Raw genomic sequence first — 11050 nt, forward strand, 5'->3', positions numbered from 1 at the left:
AGCGAGCGCACAGGGTCACCACAGGCACGCCTCCGCGTCGCGCGCGACCCTGGAAGCATGACCGCAGCCCCCGCCCCCGTCGGCCGCCCGGACCAGCCGCGCCTCACGCGCCCGGACGGTTCCCCCGTCCGCGTGCTCGTGGTCGACGACGAGCCGAACCTCGCCGAGCTGCTCACCTCGGCGCTGCGGTACGAGGGCTGGGACGTCTCCACCGCGCTCGACGGGCACACCGCGATCCGCACCGCGCGGGAGACCGGGCCGGACGTCGTCGTGCTCGACGTCATGCTCCCCGACATGGACGGGCTCACCGTCCTGCGCCGCCTGCGCGAGCGCGACGCCGACGTGCCCGTGCTGTTCCTCACCGCGCGCGACGCCGTCGAGGACCGCGTCGCCGGGCTCACCGCGGGCGGCGACGACTACGTGACCAAGCCGTTCAGCCTGGAAGAGGTCGTCGCCCGGCTGCGCGGGCTGCTGCGCCGCGGCGGTGCGACCGCCCAGCGCGAGGACTCCGTGCTCGTCGTCGGCGACCTCGAGCTCGACGAGGACGCGCACGAGGTGCGGCGCGCGGGCGAGGAGATCCGGCTCACCGCGACCGAGTTCGAGCTCCTGCGGTACCTCATGCGCAACCCGCGCCGCGTGCTGTCCAAGGCGCAGATCCTCGACCGCGTCTGGAACTACGACTTCGGCGGCCAGGCCAACATCGTCGAGCTCTACGTCTCCTACCTGCGCCGCAAGATCGACAAGGGCCGCGCGCCCATTATCCACACGCTGCGCGGGGTCGGGTACGTGCTCAAGCCCGCCGCCGACGCGGAGAGCGCCCGTGCCTGACCTCGGCACGACCCGCCCGACGGCCACCGGCAGGGAGCGGCGGCCCACCGCGCTGCGCCGGCGCCTCGTGCTCGTGCTCGCGGCCGTCGTGCTGCTCGTCACCGTCGGGCTCGCCGTCGCGTCCGCCGTCGTGCTGCGCACCCAGCTCGTCGCCCAGGTCGACCACGAGCTGCGCCAGGCGAGCGACCGGCTCGCCCGCGGCAACGGCCCCGCGCAGCCCCCGGACGGCACCGGCGACGCGTCCGGGCCGGAGCCCGGCGGCCCCGACGACCCGTCGCGCTTCCCCGCGGGCACCGGCCCCGGCAGCGCCGTGCTGCGGTACGACGGCGGCGAGCTCGTCCTCGCGGAGTACGTCACCCCGGACCTCCAGCGCGTGACGCTCGACGACGCCCAGGTCGCGACGCTCGAGGACGTCCCCGCCGACGGCGCCGCGCACGACGTCGACCTCCCCGACCTCGGGTCGTTCCGCGCCGTGCACCGCACCACCGCGGACGGGCAGCCCGTCGTCGTCGCGTCGAGCACCGCCCAGGTCGATGCGACCGTCGAGAGGTACGTGCTCGTCGAGGCCGCGCTCGGCGCGGCCGGAGTCCTCGCGGCCGTGCTCCTCGGCACCTGGCTCGTGCGGCGCTCGCTGCGCCCGCTCGACGACGTCGCCGCCGCCGCGGGCCGCGTCTCCGAGCTCGAGCTCGCGCAGGGCGAGATCGACGCCATCCCGCGCGTCCCGGACGACCTCACCGACGAGCGCACGGAGGTCGGCCAGGTGGGCGCCGCGCTCAACCGGATGCTCGAGAACGTCGAGACCTCGCTCCAGGCGCGCCACGACTCCGAGACCCAGGTGCGGCGGTTCGTCGCCGACGCGAGCCACGAGCTGCGCACGCCGCTCGCCTCCATCCGCGGGTACGCCGAGCTCGTGCGCCGCTCCCCCGACGACGTGCCGCCCGCGACCGCGCGCTCGCTCGACCGCATCGAGGCCGAGGCCGTGCGCATGACCGGCCTCGTCGAGGACCTGCTGCTCCTCGCCCGGCTCGACGCCGGCCGCCCGCTCGACCGCGCGCCCGTCGACCTCGCCGTGCTCGCCGTGGACGCCGTCACGGACGCGCACGCCGCGGGACCCGACCACGACTGGGCGCTCGACCTGCCCGGCGCGGACGACCTCGACGTCGACCCGGCGTCCGGCGCCCCGGACCCGGACGACCTGCCGGACGACGCCGTCGACCTCGAGGTGACCGGCGACGAGGCCAGCCTGCGCCAGGTGCTGGCCAACCTCCTCGCCAACGCCCGCACGCACACCCCGCCCGGCACGCACGTGGACGTCCGGCTCTCCGCGGACGCCGACGCCGTCGTGCTCGCCGTCGCCGACGACGGGCCCGGCATCCCCGCGCCCCTGCGGCCGACGCTCCTGCGCCGCTTCACCCGCGGCGACGACGCCCGCAACCGCACCGGCGGCTCCACGGGCCTCGGGCTCGCGATCGTCGACGCGATCGTCACCGCCCACGGCGGCACGATCACCGTGACGTCCGCGACGGCGGACGAGCCCGGCCCCACCGGCACCACCGTCGCGGTCCGCCTCCCCCGAACCCGCCTCTGACACCCCTCCGGTGCCGAGCAGGTGGTCCTGGCTCGTCCGGACCTCGGGACGCGCCAGGACCACCTGCTCGCCGCGCCGGGACCGCCTGGTCAGCCCTTGACGCAGAGGAGCGTCGTGAGCCGGGCGACGACCTCGACGAGGTCGGACTGGGCGCGGACGACCTCGTCGAGATCCTTGTAGGCGGCCGGGATCTCGTCGAGCACCCCGGCGTCCTTGCGGCACTCCACGCCGGTCGTCTGGGCGGCGAGGTCGTCGAGCGTGAAGGTCTTCTTCGCCTTCGTGCGCGACATGCGACGGCCCGCGCCGTGCGACGCCGACCAGTACGACTCCGGGTTCCCGAGCCCGCGCACGATGTACGAGCCGGTGCCCATGGACCCCGGGATGAGCCCGAGGTCGCCCTTCCCGGCCCGGATCGCGCCCTTGCGGGTCACGACGAGCTCCTGGCCGTCGACGTGCTCGACCGCGACGTAGTTGTGGTGGACGTTCACGGCCTCGTCGAACGCGATCTCGCGGCCGGGGAACGACGCACGCACGGCGTCGACGACGAGCGTCATCATGACCGCTCGCGAGCGCGCCGCGTACTCCTGCGCCCACCACAGGTCGGCGAGGTACCCGTCCATCTCCGGCGTGCCGCCGAGGAACACGGCGAGCTCGCGGTCGACGAGCCCCTGGTTGTGCTCCAGCCGCTTCGCGACCGCGACGTGCTGCTCCGCGAGCGTCTTGCCGATGTTGCGCGACCCCGAGTGCAGCTGGAGCCAGACCTGCCCGTCGGTGTCCGTGCACAGCTCGACGAAGTGGTTTCCCCCGCCCAGGGTTCCGAGCTGACGGCGCGCGCGGCCCTCGATGTCCGACACGCGCCCGTGCAGCCCGGAGAACCGCGACCAGAACGCGTCCGCGCCGCGCGCGACCTCGGCCGGGCCGCGGCCGGAGATCGAGCGCAGCCGGTGCGGGTCGACCGGCTCGTCGTGCGCGTGGAAGCCGACGGGGATCGCGGCCTCGATGCGCGCGCGGACCGGTCCGAGGTCGTCGGGCAGGTCCTCCGCCGTGAGGGACGTGCGGACGCCGATCATCCCGCACCCGATGTCGACGCCGACGGCGTTGGGCGACACGGCGTCGCGCATCGCGATGACCGAGCCGACGGTCGCGCCCTTGCCGAGGTGGACGTCGGGCATGACACGCACGCCCTCGACCCACGGCAGCGCGGCGATGTTGCGCAGCTGCTGCAGCGCGGCCGGCTCGACGGCGTGCTCGTGCGCCCACATGAGGGTGGGTGCCTTCGCGCCCGACAGCGGGACGGGGAACGTGTGGGCCTCGGTGCTCACGATGCTGACCTCCTCGGGTCGTCCTGACGATCATGACGCCGCCCCGGCTGGGGCGACGAGGTGCGCACGGGAGGACTCGAACCCCCGACGCCCGGCTCCGGAAGCCGGCGCTCTGTCCGCTGAGCTACGCGCGCTGGTGCTCCTTAACGTCGAGCAGACGGGACGCGAGCGTCCAGGTGCCCTCGGAGGGAGTCGAACCCCCGTCTCCGCTTCCGTAGAGCGGCGTCGTGTCCGTTGGACCACGAAGGCAGTGCTTTTCACCGCAGGCGCACGACAAATGCGCGCCGACGGCGGAGAGAAGAGAAAGACAGCACGAGAAATGCACCCCGACCGGGTGCATTCCCGCACAAGAAAAAAGGCCGCCCCGGCGATGTCCGGGACGGCCTGTCGTGACGACGCTGTGGTCAGACGACAGGACCGCCGGGGTAGCCGACGAGGAACGAGGACACGCTGAGATACGCCACGGGCAGCACGACGCGCGGCTGCTCGCAGGGCAGGACGGGACGTCGCCGGTCCTGCTGGACGGGTTCGCGCACGGCGCTGCTCCTCTCGGTCGTGTCGGGTGGCCCACGCACCGGAATGTGGTCGACCGAGGAAGACCGTACGCGCCTTTCCTGGTCGACACAACCCCATTTCTCGAATTCGTGGAGGAATTCTCCGACCGAGGGCCGCCGCACCGCCCGGAGCACCCACCGGCCGGCAGTCTTTCCTGCCCCCACGGGCGGCCTTTCCTGCCCGCGGACGAGCTCGCACCCGCGCCGGGCACGTCGGCGCTTGGCACACTTTTCTCCCGGCCGAGGTCCTGGCTCCCGGCCTTCCGGGCGGTCGACCGGGACTGTCGGCGGCACCGGGTAGGGTTCCGGACGTTCCGGACAGACCTCCCGACGCCGACGAACCGCGCGCGGGCCCGACGACAGGAGATGCGCCGCCATGATGGGTGCCAACCACGCCGCGACCGGTGCGGCGGCGTGGATCGCCGTGACGTCCACGGCCCCGTTCGCCCTCGGCTGGCACCCCGTGTCGTCGGTCGGGGTCATGACGGGTGCGGTCGTGTGCGCCGGGGCCGCGCTCCTCCCCGACGCCGACCATCACAACGGCACGTTCGCGCACTCGCTGCCGCCCGTGAGCGAGTGGGTGTCCGACGCCGTGGAGACGGTCGCGGGCGGGCACCGCCAGGGCACGCACTCGTTCCTCGGCATCGCGGTGTTCACCGCGCTCGCCTGGCTCGCGGGGCTCGTCACGGTCGAGACGGCGAGCTTCGGCACGGTCTACGTCGGCGGCGGGCTGCTCGCGGTGCTGCTCGTCGCGCTCGCGCTCAAGGCGCTCAAGCTCACGCGGCGCGGCAAGCTCGTGCCGTGGGTGACGTCGCTCACCGTCGCCGTGCTCGTCGCCCTGTTCTCCCCGGAGGAGTGGAACTGGCTCCCCGTCGCGGTCGGGCTCGGCGTCGCGATCCACATCCTCGGCGACGTGCTCACGACCAACGGCGCCCCTCTGCTGTGGCCGGTGAAGATCCGCTCGCCGCGCTGGGTGCGGCGCTCGCTCGTCGTCGACGACGTGTGGCGCCCGAGCGGGAGCTTCGCCCTCCCCCTGCTCGGCTCCACGGGGTCGGTGCGCGAGTGGATCCTTGCGACGGCCGTCGGGATGTACGCGACGGTCGGGTTCGTGTGGTCGGCGCTCGACCAGATGGGCTTCGACACCCTGGGCACGTACGAGCGCGTGGTGGCGGCGATCCAGGTCCTCGCGTCCGGGGCGGCCTGAGCCCGTCCTCAGCCGGCGGCGCGGGCGCGGGGGACGCGCGCCGTCGACCACCGCAGCGCCTCGGTCAGGAGGATCGCGAGCGCGCCGCACGCCAGGCCGACGCCGAGCGTCCCGGGGTCGGAGACGTCGAGCGACAGGAGCTCCCTCGCCGCGGGGATGCTGAAGAGCGCCACGTAGAACACCGCGCAGAAGCCGACCAGGAGGACCTTCCACGCCGTGTACGGGCGCGCCACGACGGCGAGCACCCACAGGGCGCCCACGAGCAGGGTGACCAGGGCCGCGGTCGACGCCCGCACCTCCTCCGGGGCGAGCGTGTCCGTCGGGCCGCCCAACGACGCCCCGCCCGCGCCCGGGTCCACCACGAGGTAGCACAGGAAGGTCATGACGCCGATCGACACGCCCGCGGGCACCGCGAGCCGGAGCACCCTCGGCACGAAGCCCGGGCGCGCCCGCTCGTCGTTCGGCGCCAGGGACATGACGAACGCGGGGACCCCGATGGTGAACCACGCCGCGACGGTCACGTGGATCGGCAGGAACGGGTAGGAGACGGGGTCGGCGCCGACGAGCCACGCACCGACCCCCGCGAGGCCCACCAGGACGGCGAGCACCACCGCGTACACGGTCTTGGTGAGGAAGAGGTGCGCGACCCGTTCGATGTTCCCGATCACGCGGCGCCCTTCCCCGACGACGGACGGCAGCGTCGCGAAGCGGTCGTCCAGCAGGACGATCTGCGCCACGGACCGCGCGGCCGGGCTTCCGGACCCCATCGCCACGCCGATGTCCGCGTCCTTGAGGGCCAGCACGTCGTTCACGCCGTCCCCCGTCATGGCGACGGTGTGCCCGCGCGCCTGCAGAGCCCCGACGACGGCCCGCTTCTGGTCCGGTCGCACCCGGCCGAACGTCGTGGCGCCCTCGACGACCGTCGCGAGCTCCTCCCGGTCGGCGGGCAGGGTCCGGGCGTCGACCGACGTCTCGGGGCCGCCCAGGCCGAGGGACCGCGCGACCGCGGCGACGGACACCGGGTTGTCGCCCGAGACGACCTTCACCGTGACGCCCTGGGTGTCGAAGTAGTCCAGCGTCTGCCGGGCGTCCGCGCGCACCCGCTGCTCGAGCGCGACGAGCGCCCGCGGGACGAGGTGCCCCGGAGCGCCTCCGTCCGGGGCGGCGGCGTCGACCGGGGCGTCGGTCGACGCGAGGAGCAGCACCCGCAGGCCGTCGGCGCCGAGGGCCGTCGCCTGCTGCGCCACGGCGGACCGGGGGTCCAGCAGCACGTCCGCCGCGCCGAGCACCCAGCTCCCCTGCGGGCCGTCGGCGTCCGCGAAGGACATGCCGGACCACTTCGTGGCCGACGAGAACGGGACGACGGCGGTCGCCCGCCAGCCCGGTGCATCCGGGAACGCCTCCGCGACCGCGGCGACGGACGCGTTGGGCCGCGGGTCGAGGGCGGCGAGCGCCGCCAGGGCGCGCTCCACCTCGTCCCGGGGGCCGTCGAGCACGTCCACCCGGGCGAGGCGCATCCCGTTCTCCGTGAGCGTGCCCGTCTTGTCCGCGCACACCACGTCGACGCGCGCCAGCCCCTCGATGGCCGGCAGCTCCTGCACGAGGCACCGCCGCCGGCCGAGCCGGACCACCCCGATCGCGAAGGCGACGGAGGTCAGGAGCACGAGGCCCTCGGGGACCATGGGCACGAGGGCGGCGACCATGCCGAGCACGGACTGCCGGAACCCCTGCCGCGAGATGACGAGCTGGTTCACCACCGTGAGGACGCCCGCGGGCACCAGCAGCCACGTGATGACCCGCAGGATCGAGTCGATGCCGGACCGCAGCTCCGAGCGCACGAGCGTGAAAGCGCTCGCCTCGTGCGCGAGCCGCGCGGCGTACGCGGCCGGGCCGACGTCCGTCGCCCGGTAGGCGCCCGACCCGGCCACCACGAAGCTCCCGGACAGGAGCCGGTCCCCGGGCCTCTTCACGACGGGGTCGGCCTCGCCCGTGAGGAGGGACTCGTCGACCTCGAGCGAGGCGGACTCGACCACCGGGCCGTCGACCACGACCTGGTCCCCGGCGCCGAGCTCGACGACGTCGTCGACGACGACGTCCGCCTGGTCGACCTCCGTCACCGCCCCGTCGCGGCGCACGCGCACGGGCGCCCGCCCCACGATCGCCAGCGCGTCCAGGGTGCGCTTCGCGCGCAGCTCCTGGACGATCCCGATGCCGGCGTTGGCGAGGATCGCGAGACCGAAGAGGCTGTTGATGAGCGAGCCCGTGCTCAGCGCCAGGACGAGGAGCACCCCGAGCAGGGCGTTGATCCGCGTCGCGGTGTTGGCCCGGACGATGTCCCAGGTCGTGTGCCCCGAACGGGGCGGCAACCGGTTGACCCTGCCGTCGGCGACGCGCTCCGCGACGTCCCGTGACGTCAGTCCCGCAGCCCTCGTCGACGGCGCCGTCATGGGCGCGATCGTATCCGCCGTAATTCCGTTGCGCCGGGCCGCGCGGCGATGAGACGGTCGCAGCACGTCGCCCGCGTCGTCGGGCACCGGAGGAGAGGAGGAACGCCATGAGCTGGACGACCCCCGCTCGCGTGTCCACCACCCCCGGGAGCGCCCACCGCCGCTGACCGGTCCACGACCGCTCGCGACGACCGTCCCCGACCGCCTGCCCGGCGGCCGCGGCGACGCACGCTCCCCTCCCCCGAGGAGCCCCCGTGCCCGAGCACGACCTGCCGTACCCCGACCTCTCCCTCCCGCCCGCCCTGGCGCGCGACCCCCGCACTCCCCCGCCGCGCCGTCTGCGGCGCCTCGCCGACCTGGCCGACGCCGAGGCCGAGGCCGGCGTCCTCGACGCGGCGCTCGGCGACGACCAGCGCTGGTCCACGTGGTCCGCCGTCGAGAAGGGACAGCGCGGGCCGGAGCCGCGCCCCGACTGGGTGGTGACGGCCGACGCGGCCCTCGACACCGAGCTCGGCCTGCTCAAGACCGGCAAGGAGGCGGACGTCTTCCTCCTGGAGCGGGCCGTCCCCGGCGACCCCGCGCGCCGCAGCCTGCTCGCCGCGAAGCGCTACCGCGACCTCGACCACCGCTCGTTCCGGCGCGACACCGTCTACACCGAGGACCGCCGCGTGCGCCGGACGCGCGACCGTCGCGCGCTCGACCGCAAGTCGCGCTACGGCCGCCAGGTCGCGGCCGGGCAGTGGGCCGCGGCGGAGTTCGCCGCGCTGTGCGAGCTGTGGTCGGCCGGTGCGCCCGTCCCGTACCCCGTCCAGATCGACGGCGACGAGATCCTCATGGAGTTCGTCGGCACGTCCGACGGCGTCTCGCACGAGGCCGCGCCCCGGCTCGCGCGCACGCGGCCCGACCGCGACCTCCTCGCGTCGTGGTGGGACCAGGTCCGCGACGCCATGGCCGTGCTCGCCCGGCTCGGTTACGCGCACGGCGACCTGTCGCCGTACAACGTCCTGGCGGACGGCGAGCGGATCGTCGTCATCGACCTGCCGCAGGTCGTGGACCTCGTGGCGAACCCGTTCGGCACCGAGCTCCTGCTGCGCGACTGCCGCACCATGGCCGCGTGGTTCGCCTCGCGCGGGCTCGAGACGGACGCCGACGAGCTCTTCGCGGTGCTGCTCGCCCAGGCGTGGTGACGACCGCGCCCGGACCAGCGTGCGACGATCGACCGCGTGCTGCGCCTCGCCGTCGTCGGTCTCGACTCGTCCCACGCCGACCACTACGTGCGGCTCGTGGCCGCCGAGCGGCGCTGGCCGGGCGTGCGGCTCGTGGCGCTCGTCGACGGGGAGCCCGGCCGCCGCGCGGAGCTCGCCGCGGCCGGCGGGCTGCTCCTGGACGCGGGCGACGCCACCGTGCCCGACGTCGTCGGGCGCGTCGACGCCGCGATCGTCGCCCACCGCGCGGGGCGGCGGCACGGCGTCGCGACCCGTGCGCTCCTCGCGGCGGGCGTCCCGGTGCTCGTGGACAAGCCGTTCGCCGCGTCGGTGGCCGACGCGCGGGCGACGCTCGACGTCGCGCACGCGCTCGGCACGGCCGTGACGACGGCGTCCGCGCTGCGGTTCGCGCCCGAGGTCGCGGCGGCGCGCACCGCCCTCGTGACCGTTGCCGAAGATCCCGTCGCGCCGCTCGTCACCGCAGCACCGGCGTCGCCACCCGGGCCAGCGGCGTCGCCGCCCGGACCCGCCGTCGAGGTGTCCGGCCCGGCGGACCCGCACGACGAGCGCGACGGGCTGTTCTTCCTCGGCATCCACGTCGTCGAGGCGGCGCGCGCCGTCGTCGGTGCGCCGCCCGGGGCGGCGTGGTCGCCGCCCGTCGTGACGCGCTCGGCGGACGGGATCGTCGCCACGACGCGGCTGGGCGGTGTCGACGTCCGGCTGCTCCTCCTGGACCCGGGCGCCCACCCCACCGCGGGGTTCGCGGTCGCGGTGCGCACGCCCCGCGGCGTCGAGCGCACCGAGGTCGTGCTCGACGCCGACTACCTCGCCCCGGTGGTCGAGCACGGGCTCGCGGTCCTCGCACCCGGTGCCGCCACGACCGCGTCCGCCGCGGCGCGCACGGCGGCGGACCCCGCCGACGACGCGGGCCGGGTCACCGACGACGCGGGCCGGGTCGCCGCCGAGCACGCGACGATCCTCGCCGACCTCGCACTCCTCGAGCAGGTCGGGGCGGCCCTGCGGCCCTGAGCCCGGGCCCCGGAGCTCCCGCCGCCCGCGCCGGGGCCCCGCGGACGGGGTAGAACGGGAGCATGGAGCCCTCCACCGAGTCCTTCGATGCCGACGACGTCCGCACGTTCCTCACGACCTACGGCGTCGCGCTCTCGACGGGCGACCTCGACACGATCGGCGAGAGCTACGCCTTCCCGGCGCTCGTCGTCGGCACGACGGGCTCGGTGCTCCTCGGCGACCCCGAGGACGTCCGCGCGTCGACGGACGAGATCGCTCGGGGGTTCCGCGAGCGCGGGCTCGTCGGCGTGGTCGCGCACCTCGTCGGGGTCGAGGAGGTCGGCGACGCGCTCGTCTGGGCGCACGCGCGCTGGAGCTACCGCGACGAGTACGCGAACGAGCAGGAGGCGCAGGAGGTGCGGTACCTGCTGCGCCGCGCACGGGACACGTTCGAGGTGTGCGTCGCGGTGCCGGTCGGCCCGTAGGCCGCGCCGACCGCGCCCGCACGACCAGCCCCCGCACGACCGTGCCCGTCCACCGGCCGCGAGCGCCCGGGTCAGGACAGCCGGTTGTCCCGGTCCTCCCACGACGACGCGGCGGGCGACCGCCCGGGCGGGGCGACGTCGTCGGGCTGGAGCGCCCGCACGATGAACGACCCCGCGGCGAGCACGACGCCCCCGGTGAACGCGACCTGCAGCACGGTGAGCAGCACGCCCACGAACCAGGTGCCCGCCAACGGATAGGCGAGGTTCATGAGGCCGACGTTCTGGACGAGCGCGCTCCCGACGGTCAGGCCGAGCCCGGTCCAGAGCATCGTGCGGGCGGTGAGACGGGGCGGCATCACGGGTTCCTCTCGTCGGCGAGACGGTCCGGGCCCGGACGTCGGCGGACGCG

At 75.1% G+C, this 11050-nt stretch carries 10 protein-coding genes and 2 tRNA genes; 6 read left to right on the top strand and 6 right to left on the bottom strand.

Going from position 1 to position 11050, the window contains the following annotated elements; all coding sequences use genetic code 11:
* Window positions 1-57 precede the first annotated feature (57 nt).
* Window positions 58-828: a response regulator transcription factor gene (locus MT994_RS04190; protein WP_354805251.1), complete on the top strand. Its 771-nt coding sequence runs from the start codon at window positions 58-60 to the stop codon at window positions 826-828.
* A complete protein-coding gene (locus MT994_RS04195; protein ID WP_354805253.1) occupies window positions 821-2416 on the top strand; it encodes a HAMP domain-containing sensor histidine kinase in 1596 nt (531 codons plus the stop codon). Before MT994_RS04190 ends, MT994_RS04195 begins: the two co-directional genes overlap by 8 nt.
* Before the next feature lie 89 nt (window positions 2417-2505).
* On the opposite strand, the gene MT994_RS04200 is transcribed toward MT994_RS04195, so the two are convergent.
* The 4 genes from MT994_RS04200 to MT994_RS04215 form a co-directional block, all read right to left on the bottom strand.
* Window positions 2506-3678, bottom strand: coding sequence for an RtcB family protein (locus MT994_RS04200; protein WP_354805474.1), 1173 nt, complete (start codon window positions 3676-3678; stop codon window positions 2506-2508).
* Between the two features lie 121 nt (window positions 3679-3799).
* A tRNA-Arg gene (locus MT994_RS04205) sits at window positions 3800-3872 on the bottom strand.
* A gap of 43 nt (window positions 3873-3915) precedes the next feature.
* A tRNA-Arg gene (locus tag MT994_RS04210) sits at window positions 3916-3987 on the bottom strand.
* Between the two features lie 155 nt (window positions 3988-4142).
* On the bottom strand, window positions 4143-4274 hold the full coding sequence (locus tag MT994_RS04215; RefSeq protein ID WP_255376401.1) for a hypothetical protein: 132 nt from the start codon (window positions 4272-4274) through the stop codon (window positions 4143-4145).
* Between the two features lie 394 nt (window positions 4275-4668).
* Between MT994_RS04215 and MT994_RS04220 the strand changes: the two genes are divergently transcribed.
* Window positions 4669-5496, top strand: coding sequence for a metal-dependent hydrolase (locus MT994_RS04220; RefSeq protein ID WP_061267388.1), 828 nt, complete (start codon window positions 4669-4671; stop codon window positions 5494-5496).
* An 8-nt stretch (window positions 5497-5504) separates the two neighbouring features.
* On the opposite strand, the gene MT994_RS04225 is transcribed toward MT994_RS04220, so the two are convergent.
* Window positions 5505-7943 carry an HAD-IC family P-type ATPase gene (locus MT994_RS04225; protein ID WP_354805256.1) on the bottom strand — a complete coding sequence of 813 codons (2439 nt, stop codon included), beginning with the start codon at window positions 7941-7943 and terminating at the stop codon, window positions 5505-5507.
* A gap of 356 nt (window positions 7944-8299) precedes the next feature.
* Here MT994_RS04225 and MT994_RS04230 point away from each other — a divergent pair, with 356 nt between their 5' ends.
* From MT994_RS04230 to MT994_RS04240, 3 genes are all read left to right on the top strand, one after another.
* A complete protein-coding gene (locus MT994_RS04230; protein WP_076404993.1) occupies window positions 8300-9130 on the top strand; it encodes an RIO1 family regulatory kinase/ATPase in 831 nt (276 codons plus the stop codon).
* Between the two features lie 36 nt (window positions 9131-9166).
* The gene (locus MT994_RS04235; protein WP_354805257.1) at window positions 9167-10177 is read left to right on the top strand and encodes a Gfo/Idh/MocA family oxidoreductase; all 1011 of its coding nucleotides are present in this window, start codon (window positions 9167-9169) and stop codon (window positions 10175-10177) included.
* A 62-nt stretch (window positions 10178-10239) separates the two neighbouring features.
* Window positions 10240-10641: a hypothetical protein gene (locus MT994_RS04240; protein ID WP_021483719.1), complete on the top strand. Its 402-nt coding sequence runs from the start codon at window positions 10240-10242 to the stop codon at window positions 10639-10641.
* A gap of 71 nt (window positions 10642-10712) precedes the next feature.
* On the opposite strand, the gene MT994_RS04245 is transcribed toward MT994_RS04240, so the two are convergent.
* Window positions 10713-10997, bottom strand: a complete 285-nt coding sequence (locus tag MT994_RS04245) for a hypothetical protein (RefSeq protein WP_021483718.1) — start codon at window positions 10995-10997, stop codon at window positions 10713-10715.
* Window positions 10998-11050: the final 53 nt, after the last annotated feature.

It is taken from the genome of Cellulosimicrobium sp. MI9406 (assembly GCF_040595865.1).
In the GTDB taxonomy this organism is placed as follows: Bacteria; Actinomycetota; Actinomycetes; order Actinomycetales; family Cellulomonadaceae; genus Cellulosimicrobium; species Cellulosimicrobium funkei.

What these genes read in the sequence shown, in the direction of transcription:
- MT994_RS04220 (WP_061267388.1), top strand. Translation starts at nt 4,669, where the DNA reads ATGATGGGTGCCAACCACGCCGCGACCGGTGCGGCGGCGTGGATCGCC.
- MT994_RS04190 (WP_354805251.1), top strand. Translation starts at nt 58, where the DNA reads ATGACCGCAGCCCCCGCCCCCGTCGGCCGCCCGGACCAGCCGCGCCTC.
- MT994_RS04240 (WP_021483719.1), top strand. Translation starts at nt 10,240, where the DNA reads ATGGAGCCCTCCACCGAGTCCTTCGATGCCGACGACGTCCGCACGTTC.
- MT994_RS04200 (WP_354805474.1), bottom strand. Translation starts at nt 3,678, where the DNA reads ATGTGGGCGCACGAGCACGCCGTCGAGCCGGCCGCGCTGCAGCAGCTG.
- MT994_RS04225 (WP_354805256.1), bottom strand. Translation starts at nt 7,943, where the DNA reads ATGACGGCGCCGTCGACGAGGGCTGCGGGACTGACGTCACGGGACGTC.
- MT994_RS04245 (WP_021483718.1), bottom strand. Translation starts at nt 10,997, where the DNA reads ATGCCGCCCCGTCTCACCGCCCGCACGATGCTCTGGACCGGGCTCGGC.